This window comes from Streptomyces capillispiralis (genome assembly GCF_007829875.1).
GTDB lineage: Bacteria > Actinomycetota > Actinomycetes > Streptomycetales > Streptomycetaceae > Streptomyces > Streptomyces capillispiralis.
In genome coordinates, this window is the sequence record NZ_VIWV01000001.1 from 6,569,128 (window position 1) to 6,589,347 (window position 20,220).

The following is a 20,220-nucleotide window of genomic DNA, read 5'->3' on the forward strand; positions in this document are numbered from 1 at the left end:
ACCCCGAGGTCCTGGGCGGAGCCAAGGTCATCGCGGGTTACGTTGGTCGGAAACCGTACCGGAGCCGACCCACGGAGCCCGCGATGCCCTTCGCCCGACTGGCAACAGCGACGACCCCCACCTGCCACATCGGCCTCGGCCTCGCCGCGATCGGCCGCCCCGGCTAATCAACCTCGGCCGGGACCGGGACCTCGGCGAGGACCGCGACGTCGAGACCCTGCGCAGCCGCACCCACGAACTCCTCGACGCCGCCTACGCCCAGGGCGTCCGCTACGTCGACGTGGCCCGCTCCTACGGCCGCTCCGAGGAGTTCCTCGCCGAGTGGCTGGAGAAGCGGCCGGACGCCGACGACGTCGTCATCGGCAGCAAGTGGGGCTACACCTACACCGCCGACTGGTCCACCGACGCCGAGCGGCACGAGGTCAAGGACCACTCCCTCGCGGCCTACGAGCGTCAGCGCGCCGAGACCGACGCCCTGCTCGGGGACCGGCTCGACCTCTACCAGATCCACTCGGTGACCCCGGAGAGCCCCGCCCTCACCGACAAGGAACTGCACGCCCGGCTGGCGGACGCGGCGGCCCGGGGACTCACCGTCGGCTTCTCCACCAGCGGCCCGGCCCAGGCGGACGCCATCCGCGCCGCGCTCGCGATCACGGTCGGCGGCGAACCCCTCTTCCGCACCGTCCAGTCCACCTACAACGCGCTGGAGACCTCCGCCGGGCCCGCGCTCGCCGAGGCCCATGACGCCGGACTCACGGTGATCGTCAAGGAGGGCATGGCCAACGGCCGGCTGGCCGGGGAGAACGCCCCCGAGGCGCTGCGTGCCGTCGCCGAGGAGACGGGACTCGGCTGCGACGCCGTCGCCCTCGCCGTCGTCCTGCGGCAGCCGTGGGCCGGTGTCGTCCTCTCCGGCGCGGCGACCCCCGCCCACCTCGCCTCCAACCTGCACGCGGCCGTCGTCGACCTCGGGGACGACCAGCTCGCCCGCCTCGCCGGCCTGGCCGAGGAGCCGGGGGCGTACTGGACCCGGCGCGGACAGCTGCCCTGGCACTGAGCACACCACAGCAGGCCCCGGCTGCCGGCTGAGAGCCCCGTACCCCGTGTGAGACGTCAACGTCTCACACGGGGTACTCTCGTCTCATGGCTGTCGACCGTGACCACGTGCTGCGCAGTGCCGCCGCACTCCTGACCCGCAAATCCACCGCGACCATGGACGAGGTCGCCCGCGCCGCCGGGATCAGCCGCGCCACCCTGCACCGTCAGTTCGCGGGCCGGGACGCACTGGTCCGGGCGCTGGAGGCGCTCGGGATCGCCGAGTGCGAGGCCGCCCTGGACGCGGCCCGGACCGAGGAGGGGCCCGCCGGTGACGCCGTGCGCCGCCTGGTCGCCGCGATCGAACCGCACGCCCCGCTGCTCGCCTTCCTCTACAGCGAGAACCAGCTGTTCGAGGGCGAGGAGCAGAACGCGGGCTGGACCGGCATCGACGAGCGCGTCGCGGGCCTGTTCCGGCGCGGCCAGTCGAACGGCGAGTTCCGCATCGACCTCACCCCGGCCTGGCTCACCGAGGCCCTCTACGGACTGCTCGCCTCCGGAGCCTGGGCGGTGGCCGAGGGCCGCGTCGCGCCCAAGGACTTCACATACATGATCACCGAGCTGCTGCTCGGCGGCGCACGACGGCCGGACGGCCCGGCACAGGGGAAGCACGCATGACCAGCGCACTGCGTCCGGAGACCACCACCGAGGCGGTGCCGCGGCCGGGCCGGTGGCTCGCGCTCTCCGTGCTCGTCCTCGCCGTACTGCTGGTGGCCGTCGACGCCACCGTCCTCGGCCTGGCCACCCCCTACATCAGCGAGGACCTCGCACCCACCGGCAGCCAGCTGCTGTGGATCGGCGACATCTACTCGTTCGTGATCGCCGGACTGCTCGTCTCCATGGGCAGCCTCGGCGACCGCATCGGCCGCAAGCGCATCCTGCTGTACGGCGCCACCGCGTTCGGCGCGATATCCGTGCTCAACGCCTACGCCGGCACCCCCGAGCTGATGATCCTGGCGCGGGCCCTGCTCGGGGTGGCCGGCGCGACCCTGATGCCGGCCACCCTCGCCCTGATCCGCAACCTCTTCCACGACCCGCGCGAACGCAGTCTCGCCATCGGCATCTGGGGCGCGACCGCTTCCGCGGGCACCGCCGTCGGGCCGATCCTCGGCGGCTTCCTGCTCGAACACTTCTGGTGGGGTTCGGTCTTCCTGATCAACCTGCCCGTGATGGCCGTCCTGGTGGTCGTCGGCATCCGCCTGCTCCCCGAGTCCCGCGACCCGGACCCCGGCCCGTGGGACCTGACCAGCGTCGTGCTGTCACTGGCCGGCATGGTCGGTGTCGTGTACGCGGTGAAGGAGACGGCGGCACACGGACTCGGCGCGTCCGCCCTGACCGCCGGGCTGCTGGGCGCGGGCGCCCTGTACGGCTTCGTACACCGTCAGCTCACCCTCCCGGTCCCGCTGCTGGACATGCGGCTGTTCCGGCACCGCGGTTTCAGCGGCGCCGTCCTGGCCGACCTGCTGAGCATCCTCGGACTGGCCGGGCTGGTGTTCTTCCTCTCGCAGTACCTGCAACTCGTGCAGGGCAGGGGCCCGCTGGAGGCGGGGCTGGCCGAACTGCCCGCCGCGATCGGCGCGGTGGCGGCCGGACTGCTCGCGGGCCGGGCCGCCCGGCGGTTCTCGGTGCGCGCGGTCGTCGCCGGCGGGCTGGCCGCCGTCGGCCTCGCACTGGCCGCGCTGACGGTGATCGGCCACTCCACCGGTTACCCGCTGCTCGGTTCGGCGCTGCTGGTGGTGGGGGCCGGGGCAGGCTTCTCGTTCACCGTGACGGCCGACGTGATCCTCTCCAGCGTGCCCAAGGAGCAGGCGGGCGCCGCGTCCGCCGTCTCCGAGACGGCCTACGAACTGGGCGCGGCCCTCGGCATCGCCGTGCTCGGCTCCGTCGTGACCGGTGTCTACCGCGGCTTCGACGGCCCCGCGGGCACACCCGCCGCGGCGCACGAGTCACTGGGCGGAGCCGTCGAGGCGGCCGCCGGCCTGCCCGCCCCCGTCGCGGCGTCGATGCTGGACGCGGCCCGCCAGTCCTTCGTCGACGGCCTCGCCCTCGCGGCGGGCACCGGAGCGGTGGTCCTGCTGGCGGCCTCGGCGGCCGCCTGGTTCATGCTCCGGGACCAGCACCTGGACGACCGCCCCTAGCCAACGGCACCAGGGGCGCGGGGAACGCGCGACCGGCCACGTCCCGCCCGCGCCCGGCCCCGGCCGGCGCAGTCCTACGCGGCCTTCGCCTTGCTCGCGTACATGTCCACGTACTCCTGCCCGGACAGCCGCATGACCTCGGTCATCACCGAGTCGGTGACCGCGCGCAGGACGTAGCGGTCGCGGTCCATCCCGTCGTAGCGGGAGAACTCCATCGCCTCGCCGAAGCGGACCGTGACCTTGCCCGGCCGGGGCAGACCCGCGCCGCCCGGCTGGAGCTTGTCCGTGCCGATCATGGCGAACGGCACGACCGGCGCCCCGGTCATCAGGGTGAGCCGGGCGATGCCCGTACGGCCCCGGTACAGGCGGCCGTCGGGGGAGCGGGTGCCCTCCGGGTAGATGCCGAAGACGTTGCCCTCCTCCAGCACCCGGCGCCCCGTCATCAGCGCCGCCACCCCGCCCCGGCCGCCGTCGCGGTCGACGGGGATCATGCCGGTGCCGGTGAAGAACCAGGCCATCAGCCGGCCCTTGAAGCCCTTGCCGGTGACGTACTCGTCCTTGCCGATGAAGAAGACCTGGCGGTCGCAGACGAGCGGCAGGATCATCGAGTCGATGAACGTCAGGTGGTTGCCGGCCAGGATCACCGGACCCTCGCCCGGGATGCGCTCCGCGCCCTCCACCTGTGGGCGGAACATCAGGCGCATGATCGGGCCGAGCACTGCCTTGATGAGCGCGAAGCGGGACAACGGGCCCTCCGGTTCGAAGCGGACGTCGGTGAATGGCTATGAGTCTGTGCAGGTGAGGACATTACTCGCGGGCCGGGGGGTTGCGCACATCGGGCTCATGGGAGTTCACCCGGGTCTTACGCACTTTTGACCCGGGTGCCTCCTCGGCGGCCCGCCCGTGGCGGCGCGACACACGGCCGTCACCTCGTGACGCGTTCCGCCCCCGTCCGCACACCGCACGGGTGCCCCGGACCGGCCCGCCCTACCCGACACGCCGTCACATCCCCACGGGAATACGACAGACGTGCCACGGAGGTACGTCATCCGTATGAGGGACGTACGACACTCAACGTCACCCGTGTGTTCGGCCCGGGGTCTCCCGTCCGTCACGCGCGCGCACCTACGATCGGCCCGCACCGGACGAGGCGAGACGCAGGAGGCGCTATGGCAACGCGGGAGTCGAACGAGCAGGCGGACGGAACCGGACGGCGGGCCCTCCTCGGCGCGGCGGTGCTCGGCGCGTCCGGAACCGTCCTGGGGCTGAGCGGCACGGCGAGAGCCGCCGACGCCCGCCGCGGCGCCGGCCGGGGACTGAAGGGCCTGCCCGTCCCGACCGTCATCGGCCACCGCGGTGCCAGCGGCTACCGGCCCGAGCACACCCTCGGCGCCTACCAGCTCGCCCTCGACATGGGCGCCGACATCGTCGAAGCCGGCGACCTCGTGCCCACCAGGGACGGCCACATCGTCTGCCGGCACGAACCGGAGATCGGCGGCACCACGGACGTCGCCGACCACCCCGAGTTCGCCGGCCGCCGCAGGACCAAGACGCTGGACGGCGCCCCCGTCACCGGCTGGTTCACCGAGGACTTCACCCTCGCCGAGCTCAAGCGGCTGCGCGCCGTCGAACGCATCCCGGCCAACCGCCCGCGCAACACCCTCTACGACGGCCGCTGGGAGATCCCCACCTTCGAGGAGGTGCTGCGCTGGCAGGACGAGCAGACCCGCAAGCGCGGCAAGCAGGTCTGGATCTACCCCGAGGCCAAGCACCCCACCTACTTCCGGAACCTCGGCCTCGGCCTGGAGGAGCGGGTGGCGAAGCTGCTGCGCCGGCACGGCAAGGACGGCCGCAACGCCCCGGTCATCCTCCAGTCCTTCGAGCCGACCAGCATCCAGCGGTTCAGCAGGCTGGTCGACAACCCGCTCGTGGTGCTGCTGTCCGGCGCGAACACCCGCCCCTGGGACTTCGTCGAGTCGGGCGACCCGCGCACCGTCGCCGACCTCATCACGCCCGAGGGGCTGAAGGAGATCGCCTCCTACGCCCAGGGCATCGGCCCCACCCTCGACCTGGTCATCCCGCGCGACGCGGCCGGCCGGCTCACCGAACCGACCGGCCTGGTGCGCGACGCCCACCGGGCGGGTTTGATCCTGCACCCCTACACCCTGCGCAACGAGAACCCCTTCCTGCCCGCCGACTTCCGCAGGGGCACCGACCCCGACGCCTACGGCGACGTCTTCGGCGCCTACCGGGCGTACTTCGCCACCGGCATCGACGGCGTCTTCACCGACCAGCCGGACACCGGGCTGCTGGCCCGCGAGGACTTCGTCAACGGCTGACGCCCTGCGCCCCGGCGGGGTGAACATCCGGCCGCCCCGGGCAACCCTGCCCGGGGCGGCCGAGTCGTTGCGCGTATGACACACGAGCCGGTCACGGCGTACGAGCTGGTCGACTCCCTCCGTCCGCTGCTGCTCGCGGAGGCCGCGGCCGAGGCGCCCGGCGCGGGCGCCGACCCGGGCGACCTGGAACAGGCGGTCTGGCTCCGCCTCCTGGAGCGCCTCGACGGCGGCGGCCCGCCGTCCGACCCGCCGGGCTGGCTGCGCCGGGCCGTTCGCGCGGAGGCCCGCCGCAGCCGCCGTGCCGCGCGCCGTGAGAGCGGACCGGCCGGCGAACCCGCCGACGACGGCCGCCACGACCCCGAACGTCTCGCGCTCGCCGCCGCCCACCGGCGCGCCCTGCGGGACGCCGTGCGGCGGCTGCCCGGCCGCTGCCCGGAGCTGATGGCGGCGCTGCTGTCCCCGCGTGACCCGACATACCGGGAAATCGCGGGGGAGTTGGGTATCTCACAGGGCAGTCTCGGCCCGGAACGTTCCAGATGCCTGGGATGTCTGCGTCGTTTGCTCACACGGGAGGTTGCGGCGCACTGAGGACGGGGATAGGAGTGGGGGACGACAGGTGATCAGGTGAGCGGGAGGCATGCGCACATGGGCATGAGCGTGACCATCTCTGCGGCGGCCGCACAGGACGCGGAGCAGATCTTCAGGTTGCAGTACCTGTGCTTCCAGAGCGAAGCGGCCCTCTACGGCAACTACCGCATCGACCCGCTCGTCCAGACCCTCGACTCGGTCCGCGAGGAGGTCGCCGCCGACTGCGTCTTCGTCGCCCGCCTCGGCGACGAGATCGTCGGCTCGGTGCACGGCAGGATCACCGAGGACGGCGCCGCGGCGATCGGCAAGCTCTGCGTCCACCCCCGCCTCCAGGGGCACGGCATCGGCGCGCGCCTCCTGCGGGCGGCGGAGTCCGCCCTCGCCGGCGAGCGCGGCGCGAGGACGTTCCGCCTGCACGCCGGGCACCGCAGCGAGAGCAACCTGAGCCTCTACAGCAAGGTCGGCTACCAGCGGGTGGGCACGTCCCAGGGCTCCGACGGCGTACCGATGATCGTCCTGGAGAAGCGGGCGGAGACCTACGCGACGACCGCCTGATCAGGCCCCGGTCCGGCGCGGCCGCGCCGTGCGCAGCCAGTACACGGCGGTGGCGGGCAGCAGCACGGGAATGAAGAGGTAGCCCATCCCGTAGTCCGACCACACGGTCGCGTCGGGGAAGGCGGACGGCTCCACCAGCGTCCAGGTGCCGACGGTCAGTACGCCCACGAGCTCGGCGGCGCAGCACACCAGCGCCGCCCTGCGGGCCGTCTCCCCGCCCCGGACCAGGGTGTAGGTGATGAAGCCGTAGACCACCCCGGCCAGCGCCGACAGGGAGTAGGCGAGCGGCGCCCGGTCGAACTCGGTGGCGATCTGGTACGCGGAGCGCGACACGGCGCCGACGACCATCACCCCGTACAGCCAGACCAGCAGCAGTCCGGGCCCGCCGATCAGCCGGGTCCCCTCCCGCTTCTCCCGCGTCGTGGCCATCTCAGCCTCCCCAGATGTCGTAGAGCCGCACTTCGAGCACGGCCAGCACGACCCCGCTCGCGGCGACCGTCACCGATCCCCAGCGGGTCCGCTCGCCCAGGGAGAGGAAGCCGGCCGCCGGTACGCACGCGAACGCGCCGAGCAGGTACGCCACGAAGATCGTCGTGCCCTGCTCCGGCTTCTCGCCCCCGGCCAGCCGCACGATGCCGACGGCCAGCTGGACCAGCGTCAGCAGTGTGACCACGGCCATCCCGATGAAGTGCCAGTCCTTCGTCGGCTGGTCACGGTAGGCGGCCCAGCCGCACCAGGCGCCGAGCAGCAGCGCGGCGACACCGGTCACCACCGTCAGGACATCAAGCATGGCAGCGACCTTATTACGCCGGAAAGGCCCGGTCGCGCCCGCCCCCGGCGGTCTCCGGGGCGGGCGTCCCGGCCGGGCGGCGGCGACCGCGGACGTGCGCGGCCCCCGGCAGCCGTCGGGCCCCGGACGGCCCCGCCGGTGCCTCCGCTCCGGTGAGGTCCGGCGGTGGCGCGGTCGCCGGGAGCGGCAGGTCCGGCGGCATTCGGCGGCCCCTTAGGGTCGACGGCATGACGATCCACGCTCAGGCCCTGCTCTTCGACAACGACGGCACCCTCGTCTCCTCCCTGCTGTCCGTCCAGCGCTGCTGGACCCGGTGGGCCGAGGAGTACGGCATCACGGCCGAGGAGTTCGCCCGGGTCGAGCTGCACGGGCGGCCGGCCGCGGAGATAGCCGCCGACCTGCTGCCCGCCGCGGTGGTGCCGCAGGCCGTGGCGCGGATCGAGGACCTGGAGGTGGAGGACGTGCCCAACGGCGGCGTGCACCTGCTGCCCGGGACCGTGGACTTCCTCGCGGCACTGCCCGCCGAGCGCTGGGCCGTGGTCACCTCCGCCACCCGGCGCCTGGCCGAGGCCCGCCTCGGCGCCGTCGGCATCCTGCCCAAGACCCTGGTCGCCGCCGACGACATCACCCGGGGCAAGCCCGACCCCGAGCCCTACCTGCTCGCCGCCCGCACCCTGGGCGTCGACCCCGCGCACTGCGTCGTCTTCGAGGACGCCCCGGCCGGGCTCCGGGCCGGTCGCGCCGCCGGGATGACCACCGTGGCCTTGGCCACAACCCACCGGGCCGACGAGCTGACCGCCGATCTCGTCGTCGAGGACCTCTCGGCCCTGTCCGCACTGGTCACGGACGCGGGAGTGGAGATCTCCGTCCGTCCCTGAGGCGCACGCACTGGTGTCCACGGCTGTCCACTATCCGGACAGTCGTGGCCGGTCAGAGGCGAATGTCTGCTTTACTGATCGCATGACCACGACGAGCGACCGCATCCCTGCGACCGAGGCGACCCTGACGCCCGGTGCTCGTTGTATGTGTCCGTGCCGAATGCGCGCCTTCTAGAGGGCCCCTGCACCATCTGAGCCTCGCGCCCCGAAGCGAGAGCCCGCTCATGTCCGGCCGCACGCGCCGCATGCGCGACCGAGTCACGCCCCCGCGCACGTCTCTCCACGGCGTCCTCCATCGCGCCCCGGGAGTTCCGTGCCGCCCGGCTGCTTTCGACCCTGAATGCCTCGTGCCCGGCGCCCACGACGCGCCGCGCACTCGACAGTGACGGAAACCCACGTGATCACCACCACGGGCCTCACGAAGGTCTACCGCTCCCGCGGCCGCGAGGTCACCGCCCTGGACGGCGTCGACCTGCACGTCCGCGAAGGCGAGGTCTACGGCGTCATCGGCCAGTCCGGCGCCGGGAAGTCCTCCCTCATCCGCTGCGTCAATCTGCTGGAGCGCCCCACCTCCGGCACCGTGACCGTGGCCGGCCAGGACCTCACCGCGCTCGCCGGGCGCGGCCCGCGGGCCGGCCGGGAACTGCGGCAGGCGCGCAGCCGTATCGGCATGGTCTTCCAGCACTTCAACCTGCTGTCCTCGCGCACTGTGCAGGACAACGTGGAACTGCCGCTGGAAATCCTCGGCACCACTGGGAAGGAACGTTCCCGCAAGGCGCTGGAACTGCTCGACCTGGTCGGCCTCGCCGACAAGGCCGGGGCCTACCCCGCCCAGCTCTCCGGCGGCCAGAAGCAGCGCGTCGGCATCGCCCGCGCCCTGGCCGGCGACCCCAAGGTGCTGCTCTCCGACGAGGCCACCAGCGCCCTCGACCCCGAGACCACCCGCTCGATCCTCACGCTCCTGCGCGACCTCAACCGGCAGCTCGGCCTCACCGTCCTGCTCATCACCCACGAGATGGACGTCGTGAAGTCGATCTGCGACTCCGCCGCCCTCATGGAGCGGGGCCGCGTCGTCGAGTCCGGCACCGTCACCGAACTCCTCGCCACCCCCGGCTCCGAACTCGCCGCCGCGCTGTTCCCCGTCGGCGGCGAGGCGACCGGCGACGACCGCACCGTCCTCGACGTCACCTTCCACGGTGAGAGCGCGACCCAGCCGGTCATCTCCCAGCTGTCGCGCACCTACAACATCGACATATCGATCCTCGGCGCCGCCATCGACACCGTCGGCGGACTCCAGGTCGGCCGCATGCGCATCGAACTGCCCGGCCGCTACGAGGACAACGTCGTACCGGTCGGCTTCCTGCGCGAACAGGGCCTGCAGATCGACGTCGTCGGCCGCGAAACGCCCGCACTGGTCAAGGAGGGGGCCAAGTGACCTGGTCCGAGATGCAGCCGCTGCTCGAACAGGCCTGTACCGAGACGCTCGTCATGGTCGGCTGGTCGACCCTGATCGCCGTCGTCGCCGGCCTCCCGCTCGGTGTCCTGCTGGTCCTCACCGACAAGGGCGGACTGCTGCAGAACACCGTGGTGAACAAGGTCATCGGGCAGATCGTGAACATCGGCCGCTCGCTGCCGTTCATCATCCTCATGGTCGCCCTCATGAGCTTCACCCGCTGGATCACCGGCACCACCATCGGCAGCGAGGCCGCGATCGTGCCCCTCGCCATCGGCGGCATCCCCTTCTTCGCCCGGCTCGTCGAGACGGCCGTGCGCGAAGTGGACCACGGACTCGTCGAGGCCGTGCAGGCCATGGGCGGCAACACCTGGACCATCGTCCGCAAGGTGCTCGTCCCCGAGGCGCTGCCCTCGCTGATCGCCAGCACCACCACCACCGTCATCGCCCTCATCGGCTACTCGGCCATGGCCGGCACCGTCGGCGGCGGCGGACTCGGCGACCTCGCCGTCCGCTACGGCTACCAGCGCTTCGAGACCGGCCTGATGTGGATCACCGTCGCGGTCCTCGCCGTGGTCATCTCCCTCATCCAGTTCGCCGGCGACTACGCCGCCCGCGCCCTGCACCGCCGCGGCGGCCGCTCGGGCCCCTCGCCCAGGCTCCGGCTGCTGAGGGCCAAGGAGCCCGCCGCGGCCGACGTGAGCAAGGTCGCGTAACCCCAAGAACTCCCCGTACCACCCAAGACGGGGTCGCACCACCAAGGAAAGGCACTTTTCGTGCGTAACACCGCCAAGATCACCACCGCTGTCCTCGCCGCCGGAGCCCTCACCCTCGGGCTCACCGCCTGCGGCGCGGAGCAGGACGCCGCCACCGACACCTCCGGCCCGCTCGTCGTCGCCGCGAGCCCCGTGCCGCACGCCGAGATCCTGACCTTCGTCAAGGACAACCTCGCCGAGAAGGCCGGCCTCGACCTCGAGGTCAAGGAGTTCACCGACTACGTCACGCCGAACACGGCGACGGAGGACGGCTCGGTCGGCGCCAACTTCTTCCAGACCCAGCCGTACCTCGACGACTTCAACAAGAAGAACGGCACCCACGTCGTGTCCGTCGTCGACGTGCACCTGGAGCCGCTCGGCCTGTACTCCCACAAGGTCAAGAAGGCCGACGAGCTGAAGAGCGGTGCGACCGTCGCGATCCCCAACGACACCGTCAACGAGGGCCGCGCCCTCCAGCTGCTCGCCGCCAACGGGCTCCTCACCCTCAAGGACGGCGTCGGCACCGCGGCCACCCCCGCGGACATCACCGAGAACCCGAAGAAGCTCGAGTTCAAGGAGCTGGAGGCGGCCCAGACGCCGCGCTCCCTGGACGACGTCGACGCCGCCGTCGTCAACGGCAACTACGCCATCGAGGCCGACCTCAAGCCCGCGAAGGACGCCCTGGTGCTCGAGTCCGCCAAGGGCAACCCGAACAGCAACCTCCTCGCGGTCAAGGAGGGCAACGAGGACGACCCGCGTGTGAAGAAGCTGGCCGACCTCCTCACCTCCCCCGAGGTGAAGAAGTTCATCGAGGACACCTACGCCGGCTCCGTCGTCGCGTCCTTCTGATCCCCCGGCCCGGCACCGGCCACCCACGGGGTCCACTCCGCTGCAGGGAGTGGACCCCGTGGTGCGGTTCGGTGCTTTCATGCTGCATGCTGGGCAGTTCAGCACCACCCGACGGTCTCTCAGGTTACGGAGCGGCGCATGACGAGCACCTTCCCCAACATCTCCATCAGCACGGAGCGGTTGGTGCTGCGTCCCCTCGACACGGACGACGTCCCCGCCCTCGCCGCGATGATGAACGACGACCAGGTCGCCGCCTGGACCGACGTCCCCCAGCCGTTCACCGAGCGGTCCGCCCACAGATGGATCACCGAACGCGCCCCCGCCGAACGCGCGTCCGGCCGCGGCCTCGACCTCGCCGTCACCGAGTTCCTCACCCAGCGCCTGGTCGGCGTCGTCCAGCTGGCCAAGACCAACTGGCACGTACGGTCCACCGAGCTGTCGTACATCATCGCCCCCTGGGCGCGCGGCGAGGGCTACGCCTCCGAGGCCGCGCTCGCCACCGCCCAGTGGCTCCTGCGCGACCGGAAACTCGAACGCATCGAACTGCGCACCGCCGCCGACAACACCGCCTCCCAGCAGGTCGCCCAGAAGATCGGCTGCATCAACGAGGGCGTGCTCCGCAACGCCTGCATAGCCCACGTCCGCACCGACGACGGCAGCTGGAGCGAGGTGCGCACCGACTACATCGTGTGGAGCCTGCTGCCCGAGGACATCGAGGGTGCGGACGGACACCTGGCCGACACCGGCGGGTTCGCCGGTTACACGGACTGGAACTGACCTCCGGGGACACCTCCCGCGGACCCATCCCCGACGGTACCGCCGCAGCGGTCCACGGCCGCACCGGGTAACCTCAGCAAACCCGCCCCGGGCGGGGAGCCGACGACGACCAGCGAAAACCCCAGGAGACTGACGACGATGGCCGACCGGGTCACGGTGATCGGCTGGGACGGCTCGCCGCTGACCGCCGCGGCACGCGCGGCGCTGGGCGCCGCCACGCTGGTGGCCGGTGCCTCCCACCACCTGGCACTGCCCGAGGTGCCCGTCGGCGCCGAACGCATCCGCCTCGGGTCCGTCGCGCTCGCCGCCCGCCGCATCGCCGCCCACCGCGGCACGGCGGTCGTCCTCGCCGACGGCGACCCCGGCTTCTTCGGCGTCGTACGGACCCTGCGCGCACCCGAGTTCGGCCTGGAGGTCGAGGTCGTCCCCGGTGTCTCCTCGGTCGCCGCCGCCTTCGCCCGCGCCGGAATGCCCTGGGACGACGCACACGTGGTCGTCGCACACCCACGCACCCTGCGCCGTGCCGTGAACGTATGCCGGGCCCACGCCAAGGTGGCCGTCCTCACCTCGCCCGGCGCCGGCCCCGCCGAACTGGGCCTGCTGATGGAGGGCATCCACCGCACCTTCGTCATCTGCGAGGAACTCGGCACCGGACGCGAACGGGTCACCGTCGTCACCTCCGACAAGGCCGCCGACCACACCTGGCGCGACCCCAACGTCGTCATCGTCATCGGCGGCCCGGTCACCGCCGGCGAGTCCGGCGGCTGGATCGCCGGACGCGACCCCGCCGGCGGCCCGCGCGGCTGGTCCCTGCCCGCCGAGGAGTACGGCGGCGAACTCGGCGAGGGCGAGCGGGAACCGCTGCGCACCTCCCAACTCGCCCGGCTCGGACCGAGGCTCGGTGACCTCGTCTGGGACATCGGCTGCGGCAGCGGCGCCTTCGCCACCGACGCAGCCCGCGCCGGCGCGGCCGTCATCGCCGTCGACCGCGACGCGCACGCCTGCGCCCGCACCGACGCCGCCGCCCGCCGCCACGGGGTCCAGCTCCAGATCGTCCACGGCACCGCCCCGCACGTCCTGGAGAACCTCCCCGAGCCGGACGTCGTACGCGTCGGCGGCGGGGGAGCGGCCGTGGTCTCCGCGGTCGCCGACCGCCGCCCGCAGCGCATCGTCGCGGACGCCGGAACCCGCGACGCCGCCGAACTCATCGGCCGCAACCTGACGGAACACGGTTACGTGGTCGAGTGCGCCCTCCTCCAGTCCGTCGAACTCGACACCCGGGCCTGGACGGAGAAGGAACGGAGCGTCGCGTTCCTGCTCAGCGGGGTGCTGCCCGCGCGCGGCACCTGATCCGGAAGCCGTCCCCGTGATCGGGTTGTCGTACCGCGCGCGGTAGGCTGGCCGATCGTTGTACCGCACGCGGGCACCCGGCGCTTCGTCGGTCAATGTCCCAGAAAGCGCGCCCGTTTTGACGGGTGTGTGGTACGGCAGAACCGGAAGACGCGCAACGTGGCGCAGTCCACAGCGGAACCGTCGCCGATCAAGCTGACGCGACGGCGGTGCGGCCGCGACAATGCCAGTGAATGGCTTTGTCGCCTTTTCCGGACGGGCCGTTCGTGCCGCTGGGGACGCACGCTCGTTCTTCAGTGTGGGGCGGTCGGTGCGCCGTTCCGGGTGAGCTGGTCGTAGGAGCACTAACCGATGGGCGAGGGGTACGCATGACCGACACCGGCCAGGTCCCGGGCGAGGGACTGCCGGAGAACGCAGGCATGGTGGAGCAGCCGGGCGTCCCCGCGCCCGGCACGTACACCTACCTCTCCGACAGTCCCGCCAGTCCGGCCGAGGAAGAAGACCTTCTGCTGCCCGGCGCGCAGAGCGCCTGGGGCAACGAGATCGCCCCGCCCCCGCCCGAGCCGGTCGTCGAGGCCGTGCACGAGCCCGGGCCGCACGAGACGGCCGGCCGCGACAGCGGCTCCGTCGACCTCGGCGGCGTCCGGCTCCCCGAGCCGCCGCAGCCGGCGCCGCGCCGCCCGCTGCACCTCGGGCCGCCCATCCCCGACCTCTCCGCCGGTCCGGTCCGCTCCCTGGCCGACCGCGGCCCCGCCGACCTGCCGACCCGTCAGGCCGGCCCGCCGACCGTCGGCCCCGAGTACCTCGACGTCCCTCGCGCGCGCGAGGCGACGGCACCGCAGGCGGCCGCGCCCTGGGGCGCGCAGGCCACGGTCGGCGCGGGGGCGGCGGCTGCGGAAACGGTTGTTCCGTCGCCGGAGCCGGTGGACGCGGCGCAGGCCTTCGTCACCCGCGTCGCCACGGAGGCGGTCGCCGCGCAGGACACCGGGGGCGCGGCCGGGGACCCCGGCCACGGCGTCCCCACGGACACCGGCGGTACCGGGACCGCGGCACAGCACACCGCCCCGGGCACCCTCACCGCCGAGGGTGACGGCACCCGGCCCACCGCCCCCGTCGCCACGCCGGGCCAGGCCCCCGCGACCGAGGCCCCGCAGGCCGCCGCGCCGGGCCACGCCCCGACGGCCGAGGCGGCCGCCCCGGAGTCCGGAGAGTCCGCGCAGGCCGCTGTTCCGGAGCAGGCGCAGGGACCGCAGCGGACGCAGGGGCCGGAGGAAGGTCCGGTGACGGACGCGGCGCCCGTCGAGGCGGTGTCCGTACAGGGCACCGCCCCGGCACAGGCCGAGCAGCAGGTGCCCGGAGCCGAGGCCGCCCCGGCGGCCACGGCCGTCGGCGTGCCCTCCGCGGAGGCCCCCGCACAGGACTTCGCGCAGGAGCCGGGAGCCGAGGCCGCCGCGCCGGGGACCGTCCCGGTGGCGGAGGCGCCCCAGGAGCCCGCGTCCGGGGAAGTGCCGTCGGCTCCGGCCGTCGGTCCGGAGCAGGTCCAGGCAGCGGAGGCGTCCCCGTCGGTGGCGGAGCCCGCCGCGGCGGAGGACCCGCAGGGTCTCGAAGCGCCGGGTGCGGAAGCCGCCGTGACGGAGCACGCCCCGGTGGCGGAGGCGCCGCAGGCTCCCGCGCCCGGGGAAGCGCCGTCCGCTCAGGCCGCCGCCGAGGAGGTCCAGGTGACCGAGGGCGTCTCGGGTGCCGAGGGTGCGACGCCGGAGGCCGTTGAGGCGCCGGCGGAGCCGCAGGCCGTTCAGGCGCCGGTCTTCGAAGCCCCCGCTCCGGAACCCGTCCAGGACGTCCAGGAGGCGCAGCCCGCTCCCGCGCCGGAAGCCGACGCGCTCCCCGCGACCGCTCCCGCGGAAGCGGACACCACCGAGCCCGTTGCCGCCGCCTCCGCGGACGTGCCCGTCCCGGACGCCCCGGCCGAGGCCCCCGCCTCCCAGCCCGTCCCGGCCGAAGCCGCCGTCGCCGCAGGCACCACGGCTGCCGAAGCCCCCGCGCCGGCCCCGGCCGAGGCCCCCGCCCCCCAGCCCGTCCCGGCCCCGACCGAAGCCGTCGCCGCCGCAGGCACCACGGGTGCCGAGGCCCCCGAGCCGGCCCCGGCCGACGCACCCCCGGCCGGCACTCCGGAGGCACTCGACCACCCCGCCGGGCAAGCGGTCGACGCCGCCGCCGTCACCGAGCCCGTGCCGGACCTCGGCCCCGTCTCCGGCACGGACGCGCCCACCCCGCCCGCCGCCGAGGCCGAGGCGAACGCCGAGACGGCACCCGCACCGGCACCCGCACCGGTCACGGAGGACGCCCACCCGGTCCAGGGCCCCCAGCAGACCCCCGCCCCCCTCCCGGGCACCGTCCCCCTGCACCCCGACCCGGACCAGCCCCTCGGACAGTTCGTCCCGGTGGAGGGCACCGTGCCCACCACACCGCACCTCGCGCCCACCCCGCCGCAGGGCGTGACCGTCCCGGCCGCCCCGGACGCCGAGCCCGCGCAGAGCCCGGACGACCTGGACACCCAGGGCGCCGGCGTCGAGCCGGACGCGGAGGCCGAACCGGCACGGCACGCCGGCCCGGCCGCCCCCGCCTACGACGACGCCGAGCGCGAGGCCGTCCTGAAGGTCATGCGCGAACGCCGGGACATCCGCAACGGCTTCCGCAGCGACCCCATCCCGCACGAGGTGCTGCTCCGCGTCCTGGAGGCCGCCCACACCGCGCCCTCCGTCGGCCACTCGCAGCCCTGGGACTTCGTCGTCATCCGTTCCGCCGAGACCCGGCGCGGCATGCACGAACTGGCCATGCGCCAGCGCGACGCCTACGCCAAGTCCCTCCCCAAGGGCCGGGCCAAGCAGTTCAAGGAACTGAAGATCGAGGCCATCCTCGACACGCCCGTCAACATCGTCGTCACCGCCGACCCCACGCGCGGCGGCCGGCACACCCTCGGCCGCCACACCCAGCCGCAGATGGCGCCGTACTCGTCCGCGCTCGCCGTGGAGAACCTCTGGCTCGCCGCCCGCGCCGAGGGCCTCGGCGTCGGCTGGGTCAGCTTCTTCGACGAGCGCGAGATGGTCCGCGCCCTCGGCCTGCCCGAGCACCTGGAGGTCGTCGCCTACCTGTGCGTGGGCTACGTCGACGAGTTCCCGGACGAGCCCGAGCTGATGCAGGCCGGCTGGTCCAAGCGCCGCCCGCTGTCCTGGGTCGTGCACGAGGAGACGTACGGCCGTCGCGCCCTGCCCGGAGAGGAACCCCACGACCTGCTTGCCGAGACCGTCGCGCAGATCCGCCCGCTGGACGCCAAGGCGCTCGGCGAGGCGTGGGAGCGCCAGAAGCGCATGACCAAGCCCGCCGGCGCGCTGGGCATGCTGGAGATCATCTCCGCCCAGCTGTCCGGCCTGTCCCGGCAGTGCCCGCCGCCGATCCCCGAGCCCGCGGCCGTCGCGATCTTCGCCGGCGACCACGGGGTGCACGCCCAGGGCGTCACCCCCTGGCCGCAGGAGGTCACGGCCCAGATGGTGGCCAACTTCCTCGGCGGGGGAGCGGTCTGCAACGCGTTCGCCGCTCAGGTGGGCGCCGAGGTCTGCGTCGTCGACGTGGGCGTGTCCACCGACCTCCCGGCCACACCCGGTCTGCTGCCGCGCAAGATCCGCGCCGGCACGTCCGACATGACCACCGGCCCCGCGATGACCCGCGAGGAGGTCAAGAAGGCCATCGAGGTGGGCATCGAGACCGCGCGCGACCTGGTCGCGGCCGGCAACAAGGCGCTGCTGACCGGTGAGATGGGCATCGCGAACACCACCGCGTCCGCCGCCCTCATCTCCGTGTTCACCGGCGCCGACCCGGCCGAGGTCACCGGCCGCGGCACTGGCATCAACGACGAGACCCTGGCCCGCAAGACGGAGGTCGTGCGCCGCGCCCTCGAACTCCACCAGCCGGACCCGGCCGACCCCATCGGTGTCCTGGCCGCGGTCGGCGGCTTCGAGCACGCCGCCATGGTGGGCCTGCTCCTCGGCGGAGCGTCACTGCGTACGCCGGTCATCCTGGACGGGGTGAGCGCCGGCGCCGCCGCCCTGGTGGCCCGGGCCATCGCCCCCGAGGTGCTGGCCGCCTGCATCGCGGGGCACCGCAGCGCCGAGCCCGGACACGTCGCGGCCCTCAACAAGCTGGGCCTGCGCCCCCTGGTCGACCTCGACCTCCGCCTCGGCGAGGGCACGGGAGCCCTGCTCGCCCTCCCGCTCGTGCAGAGCACGGCCCGGGCGATGCACGAGGTGGCGACGTTCGATTCGGCGGGGGTCACGGAGAAGTAAGGCGCCCTCCGCGTCCCCGGGTGGCCGTGAGCCACCGTCGTCAACGCCCGGACGGCCGCGGGAAGTCGGTCCTCCCCCCAGTGCCCCGAGGGCCTGGGGGAGGACCGGGCGGAACGGCTGGGCACGGCCACCCCCGCGCCCGGCCCCCGGGGAACCCCCTGCCCATCCACCGGACACCGGCCCCGCCCGAACCAGCGCACCCTTAAAATTCGCACGTCAGGGCCACCGCACGCCGCAAGAGGAGCCGTCCCTCATGGCCGAACACCCCGCCTACCCCGTAGGCCTGCGCCTCACCGGCCGCCGGACCGTCGTCCTCGGCGGCGGCCAGGTCGCCCAGCGCCGCCTCCCCGCCCTGATCGCCGCCGGCGCCGACATCCACCTCGTGTCCCCCGAGGCCACCCCCTCCGTGGAGGCCATGGCGGACGCGGGCGAGATCACCTGGCACCGGCGCCCCTACACCGAAGGCGACCTCGCGGACGCCTGGTACGCCCTGATCGCCACCAGCGACACCGAGGCGAACACCAGGGCCTCCGCCGAGGCCGAAGCGCACCGTGTCTGGTGCGTCCGCTCCGACGACGCCGACGCGGCGACGGCGTGGACCCCGGCCACGGGCTCCAGCGAGGGTGTCACGGTGGCCGTCCTCACCAGCAGGGCACGCGGCCGCGATCCCCGCCACACCGCCGCCATCCGCGACGCCGTCGTCGAAGGACTGCGCGACGGCACCCTCGTCGCCCCGCACCACCGCACCCGCACCCCGGGCGTCGCCCTGGTCGGCGGCGGCCCCGGCGACCCGGACCTGATCACGGTGCGCGGCCGCCGGCTGCTCGCCGAGGCCGACGTCGTCATCGCCGACCGGCTCGGCCCGCGCGACCTGCTCGCCGAACTCCCGCCGCACGTCGAGGTGATCGACGCGGCGAAGATCCCCTACGGCCGTTTCATGGCCCAGGAGGCCATCAACAACGCGCTGATCGAGCACGCCCGGCAGGGCAAGTCGGTGGTCCGGCTCAAGGGCGGCGACCCGTACGTCTTCGGCCGCGGCATGGAGGAGCTCCAGGCACTCGCGGAGGCGGGCATCCCGTGCACCGTCGTCCCCGGCATCTCCAGCTCCATCTCGGTCCCGGGCGCGGCCGGCATCCCCGTCACCCACCGCGGTGTGGCGCACGAGTTCACCGTGGTCAGCGGCCACGTCGCCCCCGACGACGAGCGGTCCCTGGTCGACTGGCCGTCCCTGGCGAAGCTGACCGGCACCCTGGTCGTGCTCATGGGCGTCGACAAGATCGGCCGGATCGCCGAGACCCTGGTCGCCCACGGCAAGTCCCCGGACACGCCCGTCGCCCTCGTCCAGGAGGGCACCACGGCCGCCCAGCGCAGGGTCGACGCCACCCTCGCCACGGTCGCCGCGACGGTCGTCGCACAGGACGTCAAGCCGCCCGCCGTCATCGTGATCGGCGAGGTCGTCGCCGTGGGCCGGACCGGGACGGCGTGACATGGCCGAACTCATCACCCTCGACGACCCCGACGACCCGCGCCTGCACGACTACACCGGCCTGACCGACGTCGAACTGCGCCGCCGGCGCGAGCCCGCCGAGGGCCTGTTCATCGCCGAGGGCGAGAAGGTCATCAGGCGCGCCGGGGAAGCCGGCTACGCGATGCGGTCCATGCTGCTGTCGGCGAAGTGGGTCGACATCATGCGGGACGTCATCGACCGGGCCACCGCCCCGGTGTACGTCGTGGAGCCCGCGCTGGCCGAACGGGTCACCGGCTACCACGTCCACCGCGGCGCGCTCGCCTCCATGCAGCGCACACCGCTGCCCACGGCGGCCGAGCTGCTCCGCACCGCCCGCCGCGTCGTGATCATGGAGTCGGTCAACGACCACACCAACATCGGCGCCATCTTCCGCTCCGCCGCCGCCCTCGGCATGGACGCCGTCCTGCTCTCCCCGGACTGCGCCGACCCCCTCTACCGGCGCAGCGTCAAGGTCTCCATGGGCGCTGTCTTCTCCGTGCCGTACGCCCGCGCCGACTCCTGGCCCGGAGGGCTGGACCCGGTCCGCGAGGCGGGCTTCACCCTGCTCGCCCTCACCCCCGACGACACGGCCCGGTCCCTCGACGAGGTGGCGCCCCACCGCATGGAGCGCGTGGCCCTGATGCTCGGCGCGGAAGGGGACGGCCTGTCCGCCCGGGCGCTGGCCGCCGCCGACGCATGGGTGCGCATCCCGATGTCCCACGGCGTCGACTCCCTCAACGTGGGCGCCGCGGCGGCGGTCGCCTTCTACGCGGTGGCGACGGGCCGTCCCCAGGAGTAGGGGCGGGCCC

At 73.6% G+C, this 20,220-nt stretch carries 17 protein-coding genes and 1 pseudogene; 15 read left to right on the top strand and 3 right to left on the bottom strand.

The annotated features are described in order from the left end of the window. Positions 1–83: 83 nt before the first annotated feature. From FHX78_RS28750 to FHX78_RS28760, 3 genes and pseudogenes are all read left to right on the top strand, one after another. Positions 84–1,054, top strand: a pseudogene (locus FHX78_RS28750) (aldo/keto reductase). Between the two features lie 86 nt (positions 1,055–1,140). Next, on the top strand, positions 1,141–1,710 hold the full coding sequence (locus tag FHX78_RS28755) for a TetR/AcrR family transcriptional regulator (RefSeq protein WP_145870305.1): 570 nt from the start codon (positions 1,141–1,143) through the stop codon (positions 1,708–1,710). Further along, entirely contained in the window at positions 1,707–3,230 is a 1,524-nt protein-coding gene (locus FHX78_RS28760) for an MFS transporter (RefSeq protein ID WP_145870306.1), read from the top strand. The genes FHX78_RS28755 and FHX78_RS28760 overlap by 4 nt, the downstream gene beginning before the upstream one ends. Before the next feature lie 74 nt (positions 3,231–3,304). Here the strand turns inward: FHX78_RS28760 and FHX78_RS28765 are convergent, their stop codons facing one another. Further along, positions 3,305–3,976, bottom strand: a complete 672-nt coding sequence (locus FHX78_RS28765) for a lysophospholipid acyltransferase family protein (RefSeq protein ID WP_145870307.1) — start codon at positions 3,974–3,976, stop codon at positions 3,305–3,307. Positions 3,977–4,399: 423 nt separating this feature from the next. On the opposite strand from FHX78_RS28765, the gene FHX78_RS28770 reads away from it, so the two are divergent. The 3 genes from FHX78_RS28770 (at position 4,400) to FHX78_RS28780 (ending at position 6,712) form a co-directional block, all read left to right on the top strand. Beyond that, positions 4,400–5,569 carry a glycerophosphodiester phosphodiesterase gene (locus FHX78_RS28770; RefSeq protein ID WP_145870308.1) on the top strand — a complete coding sequence of 390 codons (1,170 nt, stop codon included), beginning with the start codon at positions 4,400–4,402 and terminating at the stop codon, positions 5,567–5,569. 75 nt (positions 5,570–5,644) lie between these two features. Beyond that, the gene (locus tag FHX78_RS28775; RefSeq protein ID WP_145870309.1) at positions 5,645–6,157 is read left to right on the top strand and encodes a sigma-70 family RNA polymerase sigma factor; all 513 of its coding nucleotides are present in this window, start codon (positions 5,645–5,647) and stop codon (positions 6,155–6,157) included. A 57-nt stretch (positions 6,158–6,214) separates the two neighbouring features. Next, complete coding sequence (locus FHX78_RS28780; RefSeq protein WP_145872201.1) at positions 6,215–6,712, top strand: GNAT family N-acetyltransferase; 498 nt, start codon at positions 6,215–6,217, stop codon at positions 6,710–6,712. On the opposite strand, the gene FHX78_RS28785 is transcribed toward FHX78_RS28780, so the two are convergent. Together FHX78_RS28785 and FHX78_RS28790 are read right to left on the bottom strand one after the other, a co-directional pair. Further along, entirely contained in the window at positions 6,713–7,141 is a 429-nt protein-coding gene (locus FHX78_RS28785; RefSeq protein ID WP_145870310.1) for a hypothetical protein, read from the bottom strand. A 1-nt stretch (position 7,142) separates the two neighbouring features. After that, positions 7,143–7,502, bottom strand: coding sequence for a hypothetical protein (locus FHX78_RS28790; protein WP_145870311.1), 360 nt, complete (start codon positions 7,500–7,502; stop codon positions 7,143–7,145). A 227-nt stretch (positions 7,503–7,729) separates the two neighbouring features. Here FHX78_RS28790 and FHX78_RS28795 point away from each other — a divergent pair, with 227 nt between their 5' ends. The 9 genes from FHX78_RS28795 to FHX78_RS28835 all read left to right on the top strand — a co-directional run bounded on the left by FHX78_RS28795 (position 7,730) and on the right by FHX78_RS28835 (position 20,210). Beyond that, the gene (locus FHX78_RS28795; RefSeq protein ID WP_145870312.1) at positions 7,730–8,380 is read left to right on the top strand and encodes an HAD family hydrolase; all 651 of its coding nucleotides are present in this window, start codon (positions 7,730–7,732) and stop codon (positions 8,378–8,380) included. A gap of 397 nt (positions 8,381–8,777) precedes the next feature. Then, positions 8,778–9,815 carry a methionine ABC transporter ATP-binding protein gene (locus FHX78_RS28800; protein ID WP_167531877.1) on the top strand — a complete coding sequence of 346 codons (1,038 nt, stop codon included), beginning with the start codon at positions 8,778–8,780 and terminating at the stop codon, positions 9,813–9,815. After that, positions 9,812–10,549 (top strand): methionine ABC transporter permease, encoded by a 738-nt coding sequence (locus tag FHX78_RS28805; protein WP_167531878.1) that lies wholly within the window; start codon positions 9,812–9,814, stop codon positions 10,547–10,549. Before FHX78_RS28800 ends, FHX78_RS28805 begins: the two co-directional genes overlap by 4 nt. A 60-nt stretch (positions 10,550–10,609) precedes the next feature. Further along, positions 10,610–11,437: a MetQ/NlpA family ABC transporter substrate-binding protein gene (locus FHX78_RS28810; RefSeq protein WP_145870314.1), complete on the top strand. Its 828-nt coding sequence runs from the start codon at positions 10,610–10,612 to the stop codon at positions 11,435–11,437. Positions 11,438–11,575: 138 nt separating this feature from the next. Beyond that, a complete protein-coding gene (locus FHX78_RS28815) occupies positions 11,576–12,214 on the top strand; it encodes a GNAT family N-acetyltransferase (RefSeq protein ID WP_145870315.1) in 639 nt (212 codons plus the stop codon). A gap of 138 nt (positions 12,215–12,352) precedes the next feature. Further along, the gene (cbiE, locus tag FHX78_RS28820) at positions 12,353–13,564 is read left to right on the top strand and encodes a precorrin-6y C5,15-methyltransferase (decarboxylating) subunit CbiE (protein WP_145870316.1); all 1,212 of its coding nucleotides are present in this window, start codon (positions 12,353–12,355) and stop codon (positions 13,562–13,564) included. A 368-nt stretch (positions 13,565–13,932) separates the two neighbouring features. Then, the gene (cobT, locus tag FHX78_RS28825; protein ID WP_145870317.1) at positions 13,933–17,904 is read left to right on the top strand and encodes a nicotinate-nucleotide--dimethylbenzimidazole phosphoribosyltransferase; all 3,972 of its coding nucleotides are present in this window, start codon (positions 13,933–13,935) and stop codon (positions 17,902–17,904) included. 253 nt (positions 17,905–18,157) lie between these two features. Continuing rightward, on the top strand, positions 18,158–19,390 hold the full coding sequence (cobA, locus tag FHX78_RS28830; RefSeq protein ID WP_145870318.1) for a uroporphyrinogen-III C-methyltransferase: 1,233 nt from the start codon (positions 18,158–18,160) through the stop codon (positions 19,388–19,390). 1 nt (position 19,391) lies between these two features. Beyond that, positions 19,392–20,210 carry a TrmH family RNA methyltransferase gene (locus tag FHX78_RS28835; protein WP_145870319.1) on the top strand — a complete coding sequence of 273 codons (819 nt, stop codon included), beginning with the start codon at positions 19,392–19,394 and terminating at the stop codon, positions 20,208–20,210. Positions 20,211–20,220 lie beyond the last annotated feature (10 nt).